The organism is Streptomyces canus 299MFChir4.1, from assembly GCF_000383615.1.
Classification (GTDB): Bacteria; Actinomycetota; Actinomycetes; order Streptomycetales; family Streptomycetaceae; genus Streptomyces; species Streptomyces canus_C.
On record NZ_KB911600.1, the window covers coordinates 79,774 to 101,585 of the forward strand.

Consider the following 21,812-nt stretch of genomic DNA (forward strand, 5'->3'; position numbering starts at 1 on the left):
CCCCCACGCCCCAATCCCCGGAGTTTTCCAGACAGTCGGGGCATCGATGTTCCGAGATGTCGAGCAAAGGGTTCCGGGGCTCCGTATGTCGGGGCGGGCGAGTCCGCGAGGGAACCGCTTGCCCCTGCGCAGCGCGACGACGGGAGAACCATGGCCGTGACCGAGACCGCATCCGGGGAGGCCATGGCGGGGCCCGCCGCCGTCGCAGAACCGTCGCAGGCCCGCTCGGCGCACGAAGGGATCCTCCGGCGCCAGTCGGCCCGTGAGTCGGCCGCGCGCACCTACGCCCGCGCCCTCCCGATCGTCCCGGTACGCGCACGCGGCCTGACCATCGAGGGCGCCGACGGTCGCCGCTACCTCGACTGTCTCTCCGGCGCGGGCACCCTGGCCCTCGGACACAACCACCCCGTCGTCCTGGAAGCCATCCGCAAGGTCCTCGACTCGGGCGCGCCCCTCCATGTCCTCGACCTCGCGACCCCCGTCAAGGACGCCTTCATCACCGAACTGTTCCGCACCCTCCCTCCCGGGCTCGCCGACCACGCACGCGTGCAGTTCTGCGGCCCCGCCGGCACCGACGCGGTGGAGGCCGCCTTCAAGCTCGTACGCGCCGCGACCGGCCGCGACGGCATCCTCGCCTTCGCCGGCGCCTACCACGGCATGACCTCCGGAGCACTCGAAGCGTCCGGTGACGCCCCCGACGTACGGGTCGCCCGGCTGCCGTTTCCGCAGGACTACCGCTGCCCCTTCGGGGTCGGTGGCCCGCACGGCGCCGAACTCGCCGCGCGTTGGACGCAGTCCCTCCTCGACGACCCCAAATCCGGGGTGCCGCTGCCCGCCGGGATGATTCTCGAACCCGTCCAGGGCGAGGGCGGGGTGCTTCCGGCCCCGGACGAGTGGATGCGGCGCATGCGCCGGATCACGGCCGACCGTTCTGTCCCGCTCATCGCCGACGAGGTCCAGACGGGGGTCGGCCGAACGGGCGCCTTCTGGGCCGTGGAGCACAGCGGCATCACCCCCGACGTGATGGTCCTTTCCAAGGCCATCGGCGGCAGCCTGCCTCTCGCCGTCGTCGTCTACCGCGACGACCTCGATGTCTGGGAACCAGGCGCCCACGCCGGCACCTTCCGCGGCAACCAACTCGCCATGGCCGCGGGCACGGCCACGATGGCCTACGTCCGTGAGAACGACCTCACAGCGCGCGCGGCAACGCTGGGAGCACTGATGCTGCAGCAACTTCGGTCTCTGGCCCAGGAGTTCCCTGTGATCGGTGATGTGCGAGGGAGGGGGTTGATGATCGGGGTCGAGATGGTGGACGGGGAGATGGAGGGAGAGGGCGAGAGCGCGGAGGGGGAGGGCTCCGCTGGGCTGTTGGGCACGGGCGGGTTCGCCGGCGCCGCTGGAGCTGGCGCCGCGGTGGTGCCCGGAACCATCCCTCCTCCTCGTCCTGCCTCTTCCGAGCTGGCCGCCGCCGTCCAGCGAGAGTGCCTCCGGCGTGGCCTGATCGTCGAGCTCGGTGGCCGTCACGCGAGTGTCATCCGTCTGCTCCCACCCCTGACGATCACCGACGAACAGACCACCGCCGTCCTCGACCGCCTCGCCGACGCCGTGGCAGCGGTGGCCCGCAGCCACGGCCCGGACGGGGAGAGACAACGGCAGCATCGACGGCGGAGCCGGGGTGAGGGGACGGGGTAGCTGCCGGGGCGGCGAGGCGATCCGGAGGAGCGGCGGGAGCTGGTGTGTCGACTGAGGTCGGGAGAACGGCGGAGGCTGATGTGTCGGCTCGGGCGGATGGAGGGGGAGGGGCTGGTGTGCGGGCCGGAACGGCACAGCTTGCCGGAATGGCAGCCGCGCCCTCGGCCGCAGCGACCGCTCCTCCGGAAGCCGGTGTGACAGCCGCCACCAGTGTCGGAGCTGGAGCCGGAGCAGACTTGGGGGCCGAGGTCGGGGGCAGGAGCCGGGTCGGAGCCGGAGCCGGAGCCGGAGCCGGAGTCGAGGCCGAGGGCGGAACCGCGGCCGGATCAGCAGCCGGAGTCCCGCCTCGCCCCGCAGCTGCCACCGTCCCTCGCGCCATAGGCCGAGTCGCACGCCGCTCGCCGACACCTCCGAGCAGCCGCCCCCATCACGTCGATTGCTCACCGATTCCCTTCCGACCACCACTCACCTCCACGCGACTAGACCGCCCTTCTCTCACCAAGCCCAACCAGCCGCCCAGGCACCAACACCGGACCGGCCCCGTCTCGGCACCACCACCACCGCCACCGGTCTCGGCATCGACACAGCCGCTTCGACCCACCGCCCACGAGTCAGCAGCCCCCGAGGCAGACCCACCGAGGAACACCGAACGTGAACACCACCCCCACCCCCCACAGCCCCACCCCCACGCACCCGCGCAGCCACTCCGACACGCCTCCCGCCCCGCAACCCCGCTCCCGCCCCGCCCATACTCCGTCCCAGGGCGGTCCGCCCGAACTGGAACGCCTGCGCGGCGGCACCACCGACCTCCTGACCCACCCCGATCCACACACCGCGGCCGAAGCCGCGACCGTGGAGAATCTGTTGCGTTGCTGGGTCCGCGAGACCGCCCTGTCTGCCCCCACGGGCGGCACCCTCCGCATCCCACTTCCCGCCAGTGGCACATCCCTCCTCGTCCCCGTCCACTACTGGTCGCCGACGGGATGGCACCGCTTCGGCCTCCCCCGTCTCGCCGACGCCCTCGAACAGGCCCCGCCGGCCGACGCCGTGACCGTCGCGGCACTGCTCACCCGTGAGTCGGCGGAGACAGAAGCTCCCGCCTCTGCCGGTGGTGCCGAACTCGTGGCCCGTGTGGCCGACTCCGTCCGCCGCACCGCCACCTTCGTCCGCGAGCGCCGCAAGGACTCCGAAGAGCGCCCCGACTTCGTCCTCGACCGTCCCGCTCCCTTCCTCGACCGCCCCGACCTCTTCCTCACCGCCGAACAGTCGCTCGTCCTCGGCCACCCTCTGCACCCCGCCCCGAAGAGTCGCGAAGGTCTCTCCGAAGCCGAAGCGGCCCTGTACTCACCCGAACTGCGCGGCTCCTTCCCCCTGCACTGGCTCGCTGTCGATCCCTCTCTCCTCGCCACCGACTCGGCCTGGACCGAAGGCGGCCGTCCCGTCGACGCCGCCCAGCTCACCCGGCGCCTGGCCGGCCCCGACCTGGCACTGTCCGAAGGACGCACGGCCCTGCCACTGCACCCCTGGCAGGTCCGCGAGGTTCGGAATCGCACTGAGACCAGCCCTCTTTTCGATGCCGGACTGCTCCAGGACCTGGGCGCCCACGGCTCCCCTTGGCACCCCACCTCCTCCGTACGCACTGTCCATCGCTCCGGCGCCTTCGCCATGCTCAAGCTCTCGCTGGGCCTGCGCATCACCAACTCCCGCCGCGAGAACCTCCGCAAGGAGCTCCACCGTGGCGTCGAGGTGCACCGGCTCCTGCGCAGCGGCCTTTCCACGGAGTGGCAGGCGGCCCACCCGGCGTTCGACATCGTCCGCGACCCGGCGTGGCTCGCCGTCGACGGACCCGACGGCAGTCCCGCCCCCGGAATCGACGTGGTGATCCGGCACAACCCGTTCAGCCCCTGGCACGACGTCTCCTGCATCGCAGGACTCGTCTCACCGCGCCCCCACGCCCGAGCCGGCGCCACCGATGACCGTCCGGACCGGGGCGGCCCGGGGGGCCGCCAGGGCAGGGACCGCTCGGAGACAGACCGACCGGCCTGGCGGTCGCGGCTGGTCGACGTCGTCACGCGCCTGGCCGCCCGTACCGGCCGCCCGAGAGGAGCCGTCGCCGCCGAGTGGTTCCTGCGCTACCTGGAACACGTCGTCCGCCCGGTGCTGTGGCTCGACGGGGAGGCAGGGATCGCGCTGGAGGCACACCAGCAGAACACCTTGGTCCTGCTGGACGGCGACGGCTGGCCCGCCGGTGGCCGCTACCGCGACAACCAGGGCTACTACTTCCGTGAGTCCCGGCGGGCGGAACTCGACGCCCGGCTGCCCGGCATCGGTACACACAGCGACACCTTCGTCTCCGACGAGGTCACTGACGAGCGTTTCGCCTACTACCTCGCGATCAACAACGTCCTCGGCCTCATCGGTGCGTTCGGCTCCCAGCACCTGGCCGACGAACGGCTGCTGCTCGCCGCCTTCCGCCGCTTCCTCACGGACGTGGCCTCCGGACCCACCCGGCTGCGCACCATGCTTCCCGGCCGCCTGCTCGAATCACCCGTCCTGCGCTGCAAGGCCAATCTGCTGACTCGCGTGCACGGCCTGGACGAACTCGTGGGCCCGGTCGACACCCAGTCCGTCTACGTCACCATCGCCAACCCCCTTCACTCCTGAGGAACATGACCCGCCCCACCTCCTGAGAGGAACGTCCCCGTGTCTCCCAGCGACGCGACTGCCGACGCCGTTTCCGCCCCCGCGCCCGACGTCGGCACCGGCACCTGTCCCGCCCCGGCCGGGGACGGCATCGCCGAGGGCGCCGCCCGGAGCACTGGCCGGAGCACCGACCAGGAGGACACGCTGGACCTGCGTCTGCCGGACGAATTCCTCGCGCTCTTCGATACAGGACAGCCGCGCTCGGACGACACCGACACCGGCCCCGACCCCGATTCCGGAACCGGGCACAGGCGCGGGCAACAGAGCTGGGGCGACAACACTGCACCGGCCTCCACACTCACCCCGGCCGACGGCGACCTGCTCGACGACGTGGCCGAGTGGGGACCGATCACGACCCCGGTAGGTGTGTTCCAACTCGTGCCCGTACGCGTCGAGCGGGACCTTTCTCTCGTCTGCCGTTGGATGAACGACCCCGCCGTGAGCGCGTTCTGGGAGCTGGCCGGGCCCCAGAACGTGACGGAGGACCACCTGCGGTCCCAGCTGGCCGACGACGGACGCAGCGTTCCCTGCCTCGGGGTGCTGGAGGGCGCCCCGATGAGCTACTGGGAGATCTACCGGGCCGACCTGGATCCGCTGGCCCGCCACTATCCGGCCCGACCGCACGACACCGGTATCCATCTCCTCATCGGCGCCGTCACCCATCGGGGGCGCGGTCTCGGCAGCACTCTTCTCAGAGCCGTCGCCGATCTCGTACTCGACAGGCGGTCCGCCTGTGCCCGCGTCGTCGCGGAACCCGACCTTCGCAACATCCCGTCCGTCACCGCCTTTCTGAATGCAGGATTCCGCTTCTCCGCCGAGGTGGACCTGCCCGCCAAGCGGGCGGCCCTCATGATCCGAGACCGGTTCCTGCGCGATCTGCTGTAGCAGTGCGTCATCGCGCAATCACTTTTGGTACACCGCTCGCGCCGAGTCGGTTCCCATCCGCGGCGAGACTTTTTCCGACGGGCTCGGACCGGACGACCTCCACCGTGCCGCCGCACCGGTCTTGATCAATTCCGGCCGCTTCCGGGTCGGGTTCGGTCCCGCCCGGCCCCGACAGGACAAGTCCCGTTGAAGCCGAACCGGGCCGAGCTGGTCCGACCTCCAAGCCGCCACTTCTCCGAGGAGCTCCCGGTCTTGATCCCGCCCCTGGACCCCGCCTTGATCACCCCTTTGTCAGTGCCGGGCCGTAGGGTGGTCGCGCTATGACGAAGCCCTCACTCCCCGAACTCCTGCATGCTGCCGTCACTGCCGTCGGCGGCACGGAGCGCCCCGGCCAGGTGGCCATGGCCGAATCCGTCGCGGACGCGATCGACGACGGTGCCCACCTGCTGGTGCAGGCCGGCACCGGTACCGGAAAGTCCCTGGGCTATCTCGTGCCCGCGCTCGCGCACGGGGAGCGGGTCGTCGTAGCGACGGCCACCCTGGCCCTGCAGAGACAGCTCGTCGAGCGCGATCTGCCGCGCACGGTCGACGCACTGCACCCGCTGCTGCGCCGCCGCCCGGAGTTCGCGATGCTCAAGGGCCGGTCGAACTATCTGTGTCTGCACCGCCTCCACGAAGGCGTCCCGCAGGACGAGGAGGAGGGCCTCTTCGACCAGTTCGAGGCCGCCGCTCCCACCAGCAAGCTCGGTCAGGACCTGCTGCGGCTGCGGGACTGGTCGCAGGACACCGAGACCGGTGACCGCGACGACCTCACGCCGGGTGTCTCCGACCGGGCCTGGGCGCAGATCTCCGTGTCCTCCCGTGAATGCCTGGGAGCGACGAAGTGCGCCTACGGCGCCGAGTGCTTCGCCGAGATGGCCCGCGAGCGAGCCAAGCTCGCCGAGGTCGTCGTCACCAACCACGCGCTGCTCGCGATCGACGCCATCGAAGGCGCCCCGGTCCTTCCCCAGCACGAAGTACTGATCGTCGACGAGGCGCACGAGCTGGTCTCCCGGGTCACCGGCGTCGCCACCGGTGAGCTCACCCCGGGCCAGGTCAACCGTGCCGTGCGCCGCGCCGCGAAGCTCGTCAACGAGAAGGCGGCCGACCAGCTCCAGACAGCGGCCGAGGGCTTCGAGCGGTTGATGGAGCTCGCCCTGCCCGGCCGGCTGGAGGAGATCCCGGAGGACCTCGGCTACGCGCTGATGGCTCTGCGCGACGCCGCCCGTACGGTCATCTCCGCGATCGGAGCGACGCGCGACAAGTCGGTCCAGGACGAGGACGCGGTCCGCAAGCAGGCCCTGGCCTCCGTGGAGGCGGTGCACGACGTGGCGGAGCGGATCACGAACGGTTCGGAATGGGACGTCGTCTGGTACGAGCGTCATGACCGTTTCGGCGCCTCCCTGCGCGTGGCCCCCATGTCCGTGTCCGGTCTGCTGCGGGAGAAGCTGTTCGCGGACCGCTCCGTGGTCCTGACCTCGGCGACCCTGAAGCTCGGTGGCGACTTCAACGGTGTAGGGGCGTCGCTGGGACTCGCTCCGGAAGGAACCGAGGGCGAAGACCTGCCGAAGTGGAAGGGCCTCGACGTCGGTTCGCCCTTCGACTATCCAAGGCAGGGCATCCTCTACGTCGCCAAGCACCTCTCGCGCCCCGCGCGGGACGGCGACCGAGTGGACATGCTCGACGAATTGACGGAGCTCATCCAGGCGGCCGGCGGCCGCACCCTGGGGCTGTTCTCCTCCATGAGGGCGGCCCAGTTGGCCGCCGAGGAACTGCGCTCCCGTGTCCCGGAGTTCCCGATCCTCCTCCAGGGGGAGGAGACCCTCGGTGAACTGATCAAGAACTTCGCTGCCGACCCGAAGACCTGTCTCTTCGGCACGCTGTCGCTCTGGCAGGGCGTCGACGTGCCCGGCCCCAGCTGTCAGCTGGTCGTTATGGACAAGATCCCGTTCCCGCGCCCCGACGACCCTTTGATGAGTGCCCGCCAGAAGGCGGTGGAGGAGGCGGGCGGCAACGGCTTCATGGCGGTCGCGGCCACGCACGCCGCCCTGCTCATGGCCCAGGGCGCCGGCCGCCTCGTACGGGCATCGGGGGACCGTGGCGTGGTCGCCGTACTGGATCAGCGACTGGCCACAGCGCGGTACGGCAGCTATCTCAAGGCGTCACTGCCTGACTTCTGGTACACGACGGACCGTAACCAGGTCCGGAAGTCGCTGGCGGCGATCGACGCGGCGGCGAAGGTCACGGAAGCGGCGGAGCTCGCCGCCGAGGCCGGGAAGGCCCAGGCGGAGCTCGAATGATCGTCGGTGGGTCTGACCCCGCGCAGGGGCAGACCCACCGACGATGCCGGGAAACCCGTCACCGGGGCCGGACAGCGCAGGGCCCCGGAACCGGCGCAGGGGTTCCGGGGCCCGGTCGGGCCGGCGAGGCCCGTCGCGGTGCTCAGACGCGCCGTAGCACCGCGACTACCTTGCCGAGGATGGTCGCGTCGTCGCCCGGGATCGGCTCGTACGCGGAGTTGTGGGGGAGGAGCCAGACATGGCCGTCCTCGCGCTTGAAACGCTTGACGGTGGCCTCGCCCTCGAGCATCGCGGCCACGATGTCGCCGTTCTCCGCGACGGGCTGGCGGCGCACGGTGACCCAGTCGCCGTCACAGATCGCGGCCTCGATCATCGAGTCACCGACGACCTTCAGCACGAACAGCTCACCGTCACCGACGAGCTGGCGCGGGAGGGGGAACACGTCCTCGACGGATTCCTCGGCGAGGATCGGGCCACCAGCGGCGATCCGGCCCACCAGCGGCACGTACGAAGCGGCCGGCTTGCCCGCGGTGTCCGTGGGCTGCACAGAGGCGCCCTGGTCCGAGCCGCGGACCTCGTACGCGCGCGGGCGGTGCGGGTCGCGGCGCAGGAAGCCCTTGCGCTCCAGTGCCATCAGCTGGTGTGCGACGGACGAGGTGCTGGACAGGCCGACCGCCTGGCCGATCTCCCGCATCGACGGCGGGTAGCCGCGCCGCTGGACGGAGTCCCTGATGACCTCGATCACCCGGCGCTGCCTGTCGGTGAGTCCCGAGCTGTCGGCCCGGATGCCTGGAGGTCGGCCCGGCAAGGAGCGCTTGTGCCCCTCCGGATTCGCGGCTTCGTTCATCGCATGCACCGGCTCGAGTCGGCCCTGGGAACGGTCCTGGGCAGTGATGGTGGCACTGTCTGCGGTCGTGGTCACGTCGGCCCCTCTCGATGGTCTCCCTGCTGGACAACGGTAGTTGCTTTCGAAAGGTTGCGCCAAACACACGTTCGAGTGAAAAATCGCGGATGACCTGTCGCGATCATGTGTCTGGGTGTATGGCTAACGCGCCGCCTGCCGAACAAAAGGGCCCATTGCTGTACTCTTCACCGCCGGATGGCGACCTCACGGGTTGCTGGCCCAGTCTGCCACCCAGTGCCCTGTCGGCCGGGTAACGGCTCCCATCTGTGCGGGAATCCCACGTCCCCTTCTTGTGGCGCCCACGGTATCTCCGCATGCGTCGCAGCGATACGGCTGTGCGTCGTGTTCGCCGGGCGCCGGGACGGTCGTATGGCACATGCCAATAGGGGCGCGACACGCGTGGACGGCGTGTATGGCGTGCCAATCCCTACATGTAGTGCTTGGATTGCTACAGCGACCCAGAAGTTGTGGTCCCCCGGGTCTCCGCACCCGCTGCGATCGCCTATGCTGGGGGCTGCTTCGAGGGGCCCATGGGGCTCAGCGAGGCTATTGAGTCTGCTGTGAGGAGGTTGGGAGTTCATGCACTGCCCCTTCTGCAGGCACCCCGACAGCCGCGTCGTCGACAGTCGTACGACCGACGACGGCACGTCGATCCGCAGGCGCCGCCAGTGTCCGGACTGCTCCCGTCGTTTCACGACCGTGGAGACGTGCTCGCTGATGGTGGTCAAGCGGTCAGGAGTCACCGAGCCTTTCAGCCGTACCAAGGTCATCAACGGTGTGCGCAAGGCATGCCAGGGGCGGCCTGTCACCGAGGACGCGCTCGCCCAGCTCGGCCAACGGGTCGAGGAGGCGGTGCGAGCCACCGGAAGCGCCGAGTTGACCACCCATGACGTGGGGCTGGCCATACTCGGCCCGTTGCAGGAGCTCGATCTCGTCGCGTATCTGCGATTCGCCTCCGTCTACCGGGCGTTCGACTCGCTCGACGACTTCGAGGCCGCGATCGCGGAACTGAGGGAAGACACGGGACCCCCCGCCGCGGACGACGAGGACCGCGGAGAGGCTGTGGGCGGCGACGAGGCCGCCTCGGGGAGCCAGGAAGACGATCGCGGGCCCGGAGGGACTGCTCAGGTCCCCGAGCCCGCCCGCGCCGCCGACTGATCGGCGGGCCGGGGCCGGGGTCATGGCCCCGGGCCGGCCGGACGGCGGCGAACCAGGACCTGTTGCGGGCGGTAGCGAGTGGGCGCCCGCAAACCAGACAGAACACCGTGCCACGGGAACAACGGGGCACTTCAGGGCGTTTTCGCCCGTACAGGGAGGCGGCATGACAGAGACGGCGAGCGGTCCGGCACGGAGTTCCCGCGCCAAGGGCACCAAGGCGACTGCGAACAAGGGCCTGCGCATCGAGCGCATCCACACCACCCCCGGAGTGCATCCGTACGACGAGGTGGAATGGGCGCGTCGTGACGTCGTCATGACCAACTGGCGCGACGGCTCGGTCAACTTCGAGCAGCGTGGCGTCGAGTTCCCCGACTTCTGGTCGGTGAACGCGGTCAACATCGTCACCAGCAAGTACTTCCGCGGTGCCGTCGGCACCCCCCAGCGCGAAGTGAGCCTCAAGCAGCTCATCGACCGCATCGTGAAGACGTACCGGAAGGCCGGCGAGGACTACAAGTACTTCGCCTCGCCCGCCGACGGGGAGATCTTCGAGCACGAACTGGCGTACGCCCTCCTGCACCAGATCTTCAGCTTCAACAGCCCCGTGTGGTTCAACGTCGGCACGCCCCAGCCGCAGCAGGTCTCCGCCTGCTTCATCCTGTCCGTCGACGACTCCATGGAGTCGATCCTCGACTGGTACAAGGAAGAGGGCATGATCTTCAAGGGCGGCTCCGGCGCCGGCCTGAACCTCTCCCGCATCCGCTCCTCCAAGGAGCTGCTGTCCTCGGGCGGCAACGCCTCGGGTCCCGTCTCCTTCATGCGCGGTGCCGACGCCTCCGCAGGAACGATCAAGTCGGGTGGCGCCACGCGCCGCGCCGCCAAGATGGTCATCCTCGACGTCGACCACCCCGACATCGAGGACTTCATCGAGACCAAGGTCAAGGAGGAGGAGAAGATCCGCGCCCTGCGCGACGCGGGCTTCGACATGGACCTGGGCGGCGACGACATCACGTCCGTCCAGTACCAGAACGCCAACAACTCGGTCCGTGTGAACGACACGTTCATGAAGGCCGTCGAGACGGGCGGCAAGTTCGGCCTGACGTCCCGTATGACCGGCGAGGTCATCGAAGAGGTCGAGGCCAAGGCCCTGTTCCGCAAGATGGCCGAGGCCGCGTGGGCCTGTGCCGACCCGGGCATCCAGTACGACGACACCATCAACCACTGGCACACCTGCCCGGAGTCCGGCCGTATCAACGGCTCGAACCCCTGCAGCGAGTACATGCACCTGGACAACACGTCCTGCAACCTCGCCTCGCTGAACCTCATGAAGTTCCTGAAGGACGACGGCAAGGGCAACCAGTCCTTCGAGGCCGAGCGCTTCGCCAAGGTCGTCGAGCTCGTCATCACGGCGATGGACATCTCCATCTGCTTCGCGGACTTCCCGACGCAGAAGATCGGTGAGAACACGCGCGCGTTCCGCCAGCTCGGCATCGGCTACGCCAACCTCGGCGCCCTGCTGATGGCGACCGGCCACGCGTACGACTCCGACGGCGGCCGCGCCCTCGCCGGGTCCATCACCTCTCTGATGACCGGTACCTCGTACAGGCGTTCCGCCGAGCTCGCCGCGGTCGTCGGTCCGTACGACGGCTACGCCCGCAACGCCCAGCCGCATCTGCGGGTCATGAAGCAGCACTCCGACGAGAACGGCAAGGCCGTCCGCATGGACGACCTCGACACGCCGATCTGGGCCGCCGCCACGGAGGCCTGGCAGGACGTGCTGCGTCTCGGCGAGAAGAACGGTTTCCGTAACGCCCAGGCGTCCGTCATCGCCCCGACCGGCACCATCGGTCTCGCGATGTCCTGCGACACCACCGGCCTTGAGCCCGACCTCGCGCTGGTCAAGTTCAAGAAGCTGGTCGGCGGCGGCTCGATGCAGATCGTCAACGGCACCGTCCCGCAGGCCCTGCGTCGCCTGGGCTACCAGGAGGAGCAGATCGAGGCGATCGTCGCCCACATCGCCGAGAACGGCAATGTGATCGACGCCCCCGGGCTCAAGCACGAGCACTACGAGGTGTTCGACTGCGCCATGGGCGAGCGCTCCATCTCCGCGATGGGCCACGTCCGCATGATGGCCGCGATCCAGCCGTGGATCTCCGGTGCGCTCTCCAAGACGGTCAACCTGCCGGAGACGGCGACCGTCGAGGACGTCGAAGAGGTCTACTTCGAGGCCTGGAAGATGGGCGTGAAGGCGCTCGCCATCTACCGCGACAACTGCAAGGTCGGCCAGCCCCTCTCCGCGAAGACCAAGGAGAAGGCGAAGGCCGAGGTCACGGAGAAGGCCGAGGCGGCCATCCGTGAGACGGTCGAGAAGGTCATCGAGTACCGCCCGGTCCGCAAGCGCCTCCCGAAGGGCCGTCCCGGCATCACGACGTCCTTCACGGTCGGCGGCGCCGAGGGCTACATGACCGCCAACTCCTACCCGGACGACGGTCTCGGCGAGGTCTTCCTGAAGATGTCCAAGCAGGGCTCCACCCTCGCGGGCATGATGGACGCCTTCTCCATCGCGGTCTCCGTCGGTCTCCAGTACGGAGTGCCGCTGGAGACGTACGTCTCGAAGTTCACCAACATGCGCTTCGAGCCGGCCGGTATGACGGACGACCCGGACGTGCGGATGGCGCAGTCGATCGTCGACTACATCTTCCGCCGCCTGGCGCTCGACTTCCTGCCCTTCGAGACCCGCTCCGCACTCGGCATCCACTCCGCCGAGGAGCGTCAGCGCCACCTCGAGACCGGCTCCTACGAGCCGACCGAGGAAGAGGTCGACGTCGAGGGCCTGGCCCAGTCGGCGCCGCGCACCCAGGAGCTGAAGGCCGTGGCCACGCCGCGCGCCGAGGTCGAGGCGGCCAAGCCCGTCCCGCAGCAGGCCCACACCAGCGCCGAGTTGGTGGAGATGCAGCTGGGCATCCAGGCCGACGCCCCGCTGTGCTTCTCCTGCGGTACGAAGATGCAGCGGGCCGGTTCCTGCTACATCTGCGAGGGTTGCGGCTCCACCAGCGGTTGCAGCTGATGTGAGGTAGGCCGTCCAGGGCGGTGCAGTCGTACGTCGACTGCACCGCCCTCGGTTTTTCCGTTTCTCCGCAGGACGATCACACGTTAGGCTCCCCCAGCGCACGACCGGCGCGAACGGCAGGGTGGGGAACACGGGGAACATGGCTGAGCAGCAGATTGCCGATGCCGCGGTGAACGTGGGAGGGCCCGAGAAGGGCCCGAAGGGGTGGGGCCAGGCCGTAGCGGCACTGGTGGTGGTCGGGGGTCTCGCGGCTCTATTGTTGTCAGGGACCTTTCAGCAGGAGTCCGGTGATCCTGAACCGGCCGAGTGCCACACCTCGGACGACGACCGGCCGTCCAAGCCCGTCTCAGGGGTGCAGTTGTGCACGGCGCTCAACCGGGCGGACCTGCCGACACTCCTCGGCACTCCGACCGAGTACGCGGTGAACGCCAGCGGCAACGAGAGCGTGGGCAACTGGGCTGACGGCACCAAGACCGTCACGCCCGAGGCGGAAGTCCAACTGGATACCTACACCGTGAATCTCTCGACGTCGGACGACGACATCCCGGTGGCCGAGATGGCCGGCTTCCTGGGGAGCTCGGCGCGGAACAGGACCATAGGCGGGCACCCGGCCGTCCTCTACTCGGACCGGACCGTCGCCCTCAAGTTCAACCTCGGTGGGGGCAAGGTGGACACCGGCCCCGGCGGCATCGCCCGCAGCCTGCTGGTCGCCAAGGACACCAAGGACGGCGGCGGCTTCTACGAGGTCTCCCTATGGCGTCAGGACGATGTCCCACCCGATGACCTCGCGTTGTTCCGCGTCGCCGAGACGGTGCTGCCGACGGTCCCGGGCTGGACCGTCGGCTGAGCCGTCACTGCCGGCCCATGCTCCGGGTGAAGGTCGCGGGGTCGTCGTCGAAGCCTCGGATGCCCGGGTGGAAGTCCCAGGTGCCGGATTCCTGACGTACGAACTCGCCGACCCTCGCGGCCGTGGCGCCGAGGACGCCGCCGAAGTCGTCCTCGGCCAGGACCGTGTAGCCCTCCCGTATGCGCAGACCCGGGTTGATCACACCGACGAAGGTGCGGTGCGCGGAGCGCTGCTGGATGACGGCGCCGACGACCACGCGCGTGTACCGGTCGTCCAGCCGGTCGAGTTCGAGGGTCATGACCTCGTCCCAGCCGAAGCCCTTGCCGTCCTTGCTGTCCCGGTTGAGATAGATGGTGCCGTCGGGGGAACGGCTGTCGAAGTGCACCACATAGGCGGGATCGCCGTACGGATCGCCCGCCACGTAGGTCGCGGCGACGATGTCCAGGTCGGTGGGCGGCTGCCCCGCCGGACTCGGATCCCACTTGAGCGCGACCTCGACCTTGCGGATCCCCTTGTTGATGCCGCTCACCAGATGTCCCCTTCCCCCTGTGACCACGGTCCGAACTGCCGGTCGGGCAGGCCCGGTTGTCCATCCTGCCACGCGCGTGTGTCACTCGTGGGTCACCTCTGCCGCCGAGAGTGACCGGCGCCACGCTCCGTGGCCTTACCATGGCGCGGTGCTGGTCAAGTGGATTCGCTGCACCGTGGTGGACCGCCGCGGCTTCGAGCGGGGGCAGCGAAAGTGGGCGGGGCTTCTGGGAGAGCCGGGGTTTCGGGGACAGGGCGGAGGCTGGAGCCGGGGGCGGCAGGGTGTGGCGCACATCTTCTCCTTCTGGGAGAGCCGTTCCTTCTACGACTCCTTCATGGCGCGTTCCCATGACCGGCTCGCGGCGGCCCAGTCCGGCACGTTCAAGGACATCCAGGTCAAGTTGTTCGACTACCGCTTCGACGTGAAGACGGGCTTCGAGCCCCGGTTCACCGATGCCGACCTGGTGCGGTTCGCCCACTGCCGTGTCCATGAGGGGCGCGCGGAGCACTTCAGCCTCATGCAGGAGAAGGTCTGGAATCCGGCGATGGCCGGCTCACCCGGCATGATCCGCGGCTTGTTCGGCGAGGCTCCGGGGCACGAGTTCCTTGTGCTCTCGATGTGGCGGTCGGCCGCCGAGCACGGCAAATACCGCACCGAACGGGTGGAACGGCTCGCCCTGCGGGCCCAGACCGAGGCCGATGTCGCCGCCCTCACGGGTGACATCCTGGACCTCGAACCGGCCTGGACGGTTTGATGTCCGAACCCACCGGACGTGCGCCCCTGCGCGGCCGATGGTGCGGGAAATGTGTGACCTACGCCGTATGGAGCCCGTACGAGTCCTCGATACGCCCTCACTCGATCTAGGGTCTTGGCATGGCACGACCACGGCGAATCGTCCTTGTCCGGCACGGGGAGTCAACGGGCAATGTTGATGACACCGTGTATGAACGCGAGCCCGATCACGCCCTGGCCCTGACGGAACGGGGCTGGCGGCAGGCGGAGGAGACCGGAAAACGGCTGCGGGAGGTGTTGGGCCGCGAACAGGTCAGCGTGTACGTCTCCCCGTACCGTCGTACGCACGAAACCCTTCGCGCCTTCCATCTGAACCCCGAACTCATACGGGTGCGCGAGGAACCCCGGCTGCGGGAGCAGGACTGGGGGAACTGGCAGGACCGCGACGACGTACGTCTTCAGAAGGCGTACCGCGACGCCTACGGGCACTTCTTCTACCGGTTCGCGCAGGGCGAGTCCGGGGCCGATGTGTACGACCGGGTCGGCGGCTTCCTGGAGAGCCTGTTCCGCAGCTTCGAGGCGCCCGACCATCCGCCGAACGTCCTGATCGTGACGCACGGCCTGGCCATGCGGCTGTTCTGCATGCGCTGGTTCCACTGGACGGTCGCCGAATTCGAGTCGCTGTCGAATCCGGGGAACGCGGAGATGCGGATGCTCGTTCTCGGGGACGACGGGAAGTACGCCCTTGACCGGCCCTTCGGGCGCTGGCGGGAGCCAGAACCGTACGGGATCACCGATTAGAGTGGCTGACCGATGACCGCTGACTCATCACCCGACGGGCGCCTGCACCGCGCCCTGGCCAGTCTGCGCGGCCTGGCCGTGGGAGACGCGCTGGGCTCGCAGTTCTTCGTGCCGGTGAACTACCCCCTGCTCAAGAATCGCGAGCTGCCGCCCGGCCACTGGCAGTGGACGGACGACACCGAGATGGCCTGTTCGGTCGTGGCCGTCCTGGCCGCCCACCGCCGCGTCGACCAGGATGTCCTGGCCCAGTCCTTCGCCGAGCACCACGACTTCGACCGGGGTTACGGCCCCGCCGTCAACCGACTGCTGCGGCTGGTCCGCGAGGGCGGGGACTGGCGCGAGCTCGCCGCGGCCCTCTTCAACGGGCAGGGTTCCTGGGGCAACGGAGCCGCGATGCGCATCGCGCCCCTCGGCGCCTTCTACGCGGACGATCCGGAGCAGGCGACCCACCAGGCGGAGATCTCGGCGTACCCCACGCATCAGCACCGGGAAGCGGTCGTCGGCGCCATGGCCGTCGCCGCAGCCGCCGCGCTGGCCGCCGCCCCCGGTGGTCCGCCCAGCCCTGGCGCGCTTCTGGACGGTGTCATCGCGCTCGTCCCGAAGAGTGCCGTCGGCGCGGGGCTCAGGCGAGCCCGCGACATGCTCGACTACGGCGACGCCACCACCGTCGCGGCCGTGCTGGGATGCGGGCGCCGTACGACGGCCCATGACACCGTGCCGTTCGCTGTCTGGTCCGCCGCCCGCTCCCTGGGGGACTACCAAGAGGCGTTCTGGACGACCGCCCAGGTCGGCGGCGACGTGGACACGACCTGCGCCATCGTGGGCGGTGTGATCGCCGCGGGGAAGGCCGGGGCACCGCCCGCCGAGTGGGTGGAACGGACCGAGGCGTTTCCGGAGTGGTTGCGGGTGCCGGAGTAGGAGCCCGTGCCGGACCGCGTCATCTCGTCGAAACTCTCCGTGCAGGACGGGAACTCTGCGTAACCATCGGCTCGTTGTCATGACAGTTGCGGTGCGACGGATGGGCCGGTGCGCGCAGGAGGCACGTGAGAGGGGCGGGGTGGAGTCATGGGGTGGTGGCTGCTGCTCGCCTTGATGAGCGCGGTTCTTCTGGTGCGGATGGCCGGCCCGTCGTCCTCGCCGTCGATCCCACGGACTCGGACCGGCCATCCGCGGCTCACCGCGAGCCCGGCTCCCTCAGCCGAGACCCGGTCCCGCCGTGCCGGCGAGCGCCTCCAGGTCGCTCTTGCGTACCTTGATCACCAACCAGGCGGTGGCCAGGGCCAGTACGGCCATCGAGGCGGCGGCCACGAAGCCCGACGAGATGCCCTGGGCGAGCACCTCGTGTCCCCACGGGGCGGGCAGTTGGTGCGTCTTGGCGAACTCCGCCTTCTGTTCCGCCGAACCGTCGGCCATGAAATGCGGCAGCTGCTTCTCCGCCTCGTCCTTGCTGGCCGACCCGAACACCGTCGTCAAGATGGACAGACCGAGCGAACCGCCGACCTGCTGGGTGGTGTTGAGCAGCCCGGAGGCCGCGCCGGCCTCGTGCTGGGCGACGCCGGAGACCGCGGTGATCGTCAGCGTCACGAAGTTCAGGCCCATGCCGAAGCCGAAGATCAGCATGGGGCCGAGGACTCCGCCGACGTAGGAGCTGTCGGAGCTGATGAGGGCCTGCCAGGCGAGCCCGGTCACCGCGAGCGCCGAACCGGCGAGCATGAACGGCTTGGGGCCGAGCACCGGCAGGAATCGCTGCGACAGGCCCGCGCCCAGCGCGATGACGACGGTCACCGGGAGGAAGGCGAGACCGGCCTCGATCGGGGTGTAGTCCAGGACGTTCTGGACGAAGAGCACGATGTAGAAGAACATGCCGAACATCGCGGCAGCGAGGCTCAGCATGATCACGTACGTGCCCGAGCGGTTGCGGTCGGCGAACATCCGCAAGGGGGTGATCGGCTCCTTGGCGCGCGACTCGATGAACGCGAAGGCGAGCAGGAGCACCACGGCGATTCCGAAGGACCCGATGGTCAGGTTGTCCCGCCAGCCCTCGTCGGCGGCGCGGATGAAGCCGTAGACCAGCAGGGCCATGCCTCCCGTGGAGGTCAGGGCGCCCGCGATGTCGAAGCGGCCGCTGTGCCGTTGCGACTCGCTGATGTACAGCGGGGTGAGTACGGCGATCAGCACACCGATCGGCACGTTGACGAAGAGCACCCATCGCCAGTCGAGCCACTCGGTGAGCATGCCTCCCGCCAGCAGGCCTATGGCGCCACCGCCCGCGGAGACGGCGGCGAAGACCCCGAAGGCCCGGTTCCGCTCGGGCCCCTCGGGAAACGTGGTGGTGATCAGCGCCAGCGAGGTCGGCGACGCGATCGCGCCACCCACACCCTGCAGGACACGGGCGGCCAGCAGCTGCCAGGGCTCCTGGGCGAGACCGCCGAGCAGCGAGGCGAAGGTGAACAGCAGGATGCCGGTCATGAAGACCCGGCGGCGCCCGAGGATGTCACCGGCGCGGCCGCCCAGAAGCAGCAGGCCGCCGAAGGTGAGCGTGTAGGCGCTGACGACCCAGGTGAGGTCGGTGGTGCTGAACTTGAGAGCGTCTTGAATGTGCGGCAGCGCGATGTTCACAATCGTCGCGTCGAGTACCACCATGAGTTGGCAGGCCGCGATGACGGCGAGCGCGATGCCGGGTCGCCCTTCCCGGCGGGCCGCACCGCGTTTCTGATTTTTGATCAACTGAGAGGTTGTCACTATGGGTCCCCCACAAGCGCGTTAGTGAACGGTCGCGTTCACTGTTGCGTCAACGGTAGTGAGTCCCCAGTAGTGAACGCAAGCGTTCACTTAAGTTTGTTGGCGCGTGGCGTGTCCCCCTGTGTCGCCGCGCGGTGTCCCGTCCCTCCCCGAAATCCCCGCTTCCCTGTTCGCTGGAGACACTCAGATGGTTACCTCGCGCTGGACGGCCGCCCCCGCTCAGACGGCCTCCCTCCGTCGGCGCGGCGCCGTGCTGGAGCGTGCGATTCTCGACGCCGCGCTGGAGCAGCTCAGTACGGTCGGCTGGAACGGCCTCACGATGGAAGGTGTCGCCGCCGGAGCCCAGACCGGCAAGGCCGCGGTCTATCGCCGCTGGCCGTCCAAGGAGGACCTCGTGGCGGACGCCCTTCGGGCCGGACTGCCGCGCTTCGAGGAGGTCCCCGACCTCGGCGGAGTGCGCGAGGACCTGCTGGAGTTGTGCCGCCAAGCGCGCGAGGCGATGTTCTCGCGTCCCGGCTTCGCGCTGCGTTCGGTCATTCACGAATGCGACCAGGCTCAGGCGGAGCGCTTCCATGCCGTGATCTACAACGGAGTCGTGGAGCCGAGCGTCAAGCTGCTCCGCCAGATCATCACCCGTGGAATAGAGCGGGGTGAGGTGCGGCCCGACGCGGCGAACGACTACGTCTTCGATGCCATCCCCGCCATGATGATGTATCGCTCCAAGATGCGCGGTAGCGAATGGGGTGGCCAGGATGTCGAAGAGATGATCGACCAGTTCATGCTGCCGCTGCTGCGGTCGAGCGGACCGTGAGTGCTCTTCGTGGACGTCTCGACGCCGTCCGGGGCAACCGGGTGTCGCAGGGTGATCCGAACGGCGTACGCTAAGGGCGCCATGCCGTACGAACCGCCTACTCACACCGTCGAGCGCTCTCTTCGTGCCACGACCGGAGCGAAGATCATCGCCGGTGTCGACGAGGTGGGGCGAGGTGCCTGGGCCGGCCCTGTCACCGTCTGCGCGGCGGTCACCGGACTGCGCCGACCGCCCCAAGGCCTCACCGACTCCAAGCTGCTCAGCGTCAAACGCCGCACCGAACTCGCCGAGGAACTGAGGACATGGGTGACGTCGTACGCCCTGGGCCACGCCTCTCCGGAAGAGATCGACCACATGGGCATGACGGCCGCCCTGCGGATCGCCGCCGTGCGCGCCCTGGAGGCACTTCCGGCCCGGCCGGACGCGGTGATCCTCGACGGGAAGCACGACTATCTCGGAACACCCTGGAAGGTCCGGACCGTGATCAAGGGCGATCAGTCCTGCGTGGCGGTAGCGGCGGCCTCGGTGATCGCCAAGGTTCAGCGCGACAAAATGATGGCCGAACTGGGCATCGACCATGCAGACTTCGGTTTCGCGGCCAACGCCGGGTATCCCTCGCCCGTGCACAAGGCCGCGCTGGAGGTTCGGGGCCCCACCCCGTACCACCGGTTGTCGTGGGCGTATCTTGATGCGCTGCCTCAGTGGCGGCACCTCAAGAAGGCCCGCACCTGGGCGGACGGAAGCGTTCCGGCGATCGAGGGCCAGCTCGGCTTCGATTTCTGACGATTCCGCTCGCACTGATGTGCCACCCGCTGACGCGAGCCGCACCAACGTTTGATAAATATCAGCCCATGCCTCTCATTCCCCAGGAGCCTCAGATTCACGAGAGTGCCCAGGGTCCCCGCGCCACTCCGGCCAGCGGCCGCACCGCGCCGACCCCCCGTCCCGTACCCGGTCCACGCCCCGTGGCTCCACCGCGCCCCGGTCGTCCCGGCCCGCTGCGGCCCGCGCCGCCGGCGCAGCGGACGCCGCACGACGTTGCCGTGGCCAAGCCCGCAGTGCCGGGCCCCGCTGCCCCTGCCCCCTCCGCCCCGACATCGGTCTCGGCTCCAGCCGCGGCTTCGGCGGCCCCGCAGGTCCAGCTCATCCCGGCCTCGGCCGTCGGTGCGCTCGACGCTGCCGAGGAAGCCGTAGACCTTCTGCTGGAGTCCGGCCGTGCCCCCGGGGAGGTGCTGGTGATCACCACCGGTGAACAGCATCCGTGGGCCGCCCATGAGCTGTCCTTCGGTGAAACCGCCTACTGGGCCCAGCACGACGCCGGTGACGACGTGTTCTACGCGGACGCCACGGCGGCCTCGCGTGCCGTGTCCCGTCCGGTGGTCGTGGTCGCCGTCAACGGCGGTTCCGCCGAGGCGGTCGCCGAGGCCCTGCCTCTGGCCCACGCCCGGGCCGGTGCCCTGCTGATCGTCTGCGGCGACCCGCAGCAGATCAACTCGGTACTGGGCGCCGGCGTCTGAGCCGGTTTCGGTAGGTCCGGAAGGACACCGGGGGGCGAGGAAAGGTGCCGCCTGCGCGGCACCTGCACGGCGAGCCCTCAGGCATGCCCGCGTTTGAGTGGACCTCCGGTTCGGGCCTCATGCCAAGGCGGTTCAGGGGCACGGGCACCCGGTGCGCCAATTCGGTTCAGGAAAACGTGCGCACCCGGTACGTCACGACGTCGTGGGCCGTACGTCACGGACGTACGGCCGAAGAAGGGTGATCGGGGTGGACTCGGCTTCAGCGAGCCGCCGCGCGGCGCAGGACCTCCGAGGCGGCGCCGCCGGTACGCGGGAGCAGAGGCGGTGACTCGGACGTGGCGAAGGGCTCCGGTGCCGAGTCCGCGTTCGGCCGGCGTCCGCCGCGTCCCTCGCCGAGCACCTGCCAGCCGTCGCGCGTCAGCGTGATGTACGCCCCGCAACGCAGCCCGTGCAGGGTGCAGGCGTCACGCAGTCCCCACATCCACGCACCGTCCTCCTCCGTCCAACGCGAGTCGCCCTCGCGGCAGTAGAGCAGCACGGCGGTGCGCACGGGGGTGCGGCGCCGCAGGTCGTGCGGGATCACCCGGCGCAGCTGGGCCAGCAGCGTGTTCCGGAACATCCAGCCGTCGGCCGGTGCCGGACGGCGCGTGAACGAGGCACTCGCACGCAGCCGTTCGTCCGGGTCGAGGACCGCCACGATCGCGGTCGCCGGTTTGGGACGGTGCCGCGAGTGCAACCCGCTGACGACCTCGCGCGGGTTGCGCAGCAGCGGGATGCCGGCCTCCGCCCACTCGGCGGGTTCGAGCAGACGGGCCATAGGGTTGGCGGATGCGGCGGACAGGTCGGCTGACGACGTGGACGCCGCGGAGGACGGAGCGAGTCCGAAGGTCACGGTCCTCCCTTCGGCTACGCGCCCATACGGCGGGCGGGGTCGGATTCGGGGGAGCGCGCACCGCAGCAGAGCCCTACCGGTCTACCGGTCTACGGACAAGCCGTGCGGGGAGCGGACTTCAATTCTTCCTGTCGAACTTGGTTGCGGCAACGAGCAATTGGGTCCGCCGACCCGAATCAGGTCGTTCGTGGCT

Annotated in this window: 17 protein-coding genes; 13 read left to right on the top strand and 4 right to left on the bottom strand. The window is 69.4% G+C overall.

From position 1 onward, the window contains the following. Positions 1 to 150 precede the first annotated feature (150 nt). The 4 genes from H293_RS0131775 (at position 151) to H293_RS0131790 (ending at position 7,619) form a co-directional block, all read left to right on the top strand. The gene (locus H293_RS0131775; RefSeq protein WP_020121861.1) at positions 151 to 1,692 is read left to right on the top strand and encodes a diaminobutyrate--2-oxoglutarate transaminase family protein; all 1,542 of its coding nucleotides are present in this window, start codon (positions 151 to 153) and stop codon (positions 1,690 to 1,692) included. 651 nt (positions 1,693 to 2,343) lie between these two features. Then, entirely contained in the window at positions 2,344 to 4,356 is a 2,013-nt protein-coding gene (locus H293_RS0131780) for an IucA/IucC family protein (protein ID WP_020121862.1), read from the top strand. A gap of 39 nt (positions 4,357 to 4,395) precedes the next feature. Continuing rightward, the gene (locus tag H293_RS0131785; protein WP_020121863.1) at positions 4,396 to 5,280 is read left to right on the top strand and encodes a GNAT family N-acetyltransferase; all 885 of its coding nucleotides are present in this window, start codon (positions 4,396 to 4,398) and stop codon (positions 5,278 to 5,280) included. Between the two features lie 320 nt (positions 5,281 to 5,600). Continuing rightward, entirely contained in the window at positions 5,601 to 7,619 is a 2,019-nt protein-coding gene (locus H293_RS0131790; RefSeq protein ID WP_020121864.1) for an ATP-dependent DNA helicase, read from the top strand. Positions 7,620 to 7,761: 142 nt separating this feature from the next. On the opposite strand, the gene lexA is transcribed toward H293_RS0131790, so the two are convergent. Continuing rightward, on the bottom strand, positions 7,762 to 8,541 hold the full coding sequence (gene lexA / locus H293_RS0131795) for a transcriptional repressor LexA (protein ID WP_007385161.1): 780 nt from the start codon (positions 8,539 to 8,541) through the stop codon (positions 7,762 to 7,764). Between the two features lie 561 nt (positions 8,542 to 9,102). Here lexA and nrdR point away from each other — a divergent pair. The 3 genes from nrdR (at position 9,103) to H293_RS0131810 (ending at position 13,595) form a co-directional block, all read left to right on the top strand. Next, the gene (gene nrdR, locus H293_RS0131800) at positions 9,103 to 9,681 is read left to right on the top strand and encodes a transcriptional regulator NrdR (RefSeq protein ID WP_020121865.1); all 579 of its coding nucleotides are present in this window, start codon (positions 9,103 to 9,105) and stop codon (positions 9,679 to 9,681) included. A gap of 163 nt (positions 9,682 to 9,844) precedes the next feature. After that, positions 9,845 to 12,745: a vitamin B12-dependent ribonucleotide reductase gene (locus tag H293_RS0131805; protein ID WP_020121866.1), complete on the top strand. Its 2,901-nt coding sequence runs from the start codon at positions 9,845 to 9,847 to the stop codon at positions 12,743 to 12,745. A 142-nt stretch (positions 12,746 to 12,887) separates the two neighbouring features. Beyond that, positions 12,888 to 13,595, top strand: coding sequence for a DUF6215 domain-containing protein (locus H293_RS0131810; RefSeq protein ID WP_199790218.1), 708 nt, complete (start codon positions 12,888 to 12,890; stop codon positions 13,593 to 13,595). 4 nt (positions 13,596 to 13,599) lie between these two features. Here the strand turns inward: H293_RS0131810 and H293_RS0131815 are convergent, their stop codons facing one another. Next, positions 13,600 to 14,124: a TerD family protein gene (locus H293_RS0131815; RefSeq protein ID WP_020121868.1), complete on the bottom strand. Its 525-nt coding sequence runs from the start codon at positions 14,122 to 14,124 to the stop codon at positions 13,600 to 13,602. A 148-nt stretch (positions 14,125 to 14,272) separates the two neighbouring features. On the opposite strand from H293_RS0131815, the gene H293_RS0131820 reads away from it, so the two are divergent. The 3 genes from H293_RS0131820 to H293_RS0131830 all read left to right on the top strand — a co-directional run bounded on the left by H293_RS0131820 (position 14,273) and on the right by H293_RS0131830 (position 16,575). Continuing rightward, positions 14,273 to 14,878 carry a YdbC family protein gene (locus H293_RS0131820; protein WP_028808368.1) on the top strand — a complete coding sequence of 202 codons (606 nt, stop codon included), beginning with the start codon at positions 14,273 to 14,275 and terminating at the stop codon, positions 14,876 to 14,878. 119 nt (positions 14,879 to 14,997) lie between these two features. Next, on the top strand, positions 14,998 to 15,657 hold the full coding sequence (locus tag H293_RS0131825) for a histidine phosphatase family protein (RefSeq protein ID WP_028808369.1): 660 nt from the start codon (positions 14,998 to 15,000) through the stop codon (positions 15,655 to 15,657). Between the two features lie 12 nt (positions 15,658 to 15,669). Continuing rightward, positions 15,670 to 16,575 (top strand): ADP-ribosylglycohydrolase family protein, encoded by a 906-nt coding sequence (locus tag H293_RS0131830; RefSeq protein WP_020121871.1) that lies wholly within the window; start codon positions 15,670 to 15,672, stop codon positions 16,573 to 16,575. Positions 16,576 to 16,851: 276 nt separating this feature from the next. Here the strand turns inward: H293_RS0131830 and H293_RS0131835 are convergent, their stop codons facing one another. Further along, the gene (locus H293_RS0131835; RefSeq protein ID WP_028808370.1) at positions 16,852 to 18,399 is read right to left on the bottom strand and encodes an MFS transporter; all 1,548 of its coding nucleotides are present in this window, start codon (positions 18,397 to 18,399) and stop codon (positions 16,852 to 16,854) included. A gap of 187 nt (positions 18,400 to 18,586) precedes the next feature. Between H293_RS0131835 and H293_RS0131840 the strand changes: the two genes are divergently transcribed. From H293_RS0131840 to H293_RS0131850, 3 genes are all read left to right on the top strand, one after another. After that, positions 18,587 to 19,210: a TetR/AcrR family transcriptional regulator gene (locus H293_RS0131840; protein WP_020121873.1), complete on the top strand. Its 624-nt coding sequence runs from the start codon at positions 18,587 to 18,589 to the stop codon at positions 19,208 to 19,210. A gap of 81 nt (positions 19,211 to 19,291) precedes the next feature. Next, positions 19,292 to 19,993, top strand: coding sequence for a ribonuclease HII (locus H293_RS0131845; protein WP_020121874.1), 702 nt, complete (start codon positions 19,292 to 19,294; stop codon positions 19,991 to 19,993). A gap of 68 nt (positions 19,994 to 20,061) precedes the next feature. Continuing rightward, positions 20,062 to 20,727, top strand: a complete 666-nt coding sequence (locus H293_RS0131850) for a hypothetical protein (protein ID WP_078612712.1) — start codon at positions 20,062 to 20,064, stop codon at positions 20,725 to 20,727. 259 nt (positions 20,728 to 20,986) lie between these two features. Here the strand turns inward: H293_RS0131850 and H293_RS0131855 are convergent, their stop codons facing one another. Further along, complete coding sequence (locus H293_RS0131855; protein WP_020121876.1) at positions 20,987 to 21,619, bottom strand: hypothetical protein; 633 nt, start codon at positions 21,617 to 21,619, stop codon at positions 20,987 to 20,989. Positions 21,620 to 21,812 lie beyond the last annotated feature (193 nt).

Bases quoted from the DNA above. Each gene is read 5' to 3' on its own strand.
- H293_RS0131805 (WP_020121866.1), top strand. From the start codon at position 9,845: ATGACAGAGACGGCGAGCGGTCCGGCACGGAGTTCCCGCGCCAAGGGC.
- nrdR (WP_020121865.1), top strand. From the start codon at position 9,103: ATGCACTGCCCCTTCTGCAGGCACCCCGACAGCCGCGTCGTCGACAGT.
- H293_RS0131840 (WP_020121873.1), top strand. From the start codon at position 18,587: ATGGTTACCTCGCGCTGGACGGCCGCCCCCGCTCAGACGGCCTCCCTC.
- H293_RS0131845 (WP_020121874.1), top strand. From the start codon at position 19,292: ATGCCGTACGAACCGCCTACTCACACCGTCGAGCGCTCTCTTCGTGCC.
- H293_RS0131830 (WP_020121871.1), top strand. From the start codon at position 15,670: ATGACCGCTGACTCATCACCCGACGGGCGCCTGCACCGCGCCCTGGCC.
- H293_RS0131810 (WP_199790218.1), top strand. From the start codon at position 12,888: ATGGCTGAGCAGCAGATTGCCGATGCCGCGGTGAACGTGGGAGGGCCC.
- H293_RS0131790 (WP_020121864.1), top strand. From the start codon at position 5,601: ATGACGAAGCCCTCACTCCCCGAACTCCTGCATGCTGCCGTCACTGCC.
- H293_RS0131775 (WP_020121861.1), top strand. From the start codon at position 151: ATGGCCGTGACCGAGACCGCATCCGGGGAGGCCATGGCGGGGCCCGCC.
- H293_RS0131850 (WP_078612712.1), top strand. From the start codon at position 20,062: ATGCCTCTCATTCCCCAGGAGCCTCAGATTCACGAGAGTGCCCAGGGT.
- H293_RS0131825 (WP_028808369.1), top strand. From the start codon at position 14,998: ATGGCACGACCACGGCGAATCGTCCTTGTCCGGCACGGGGAGTCAACG.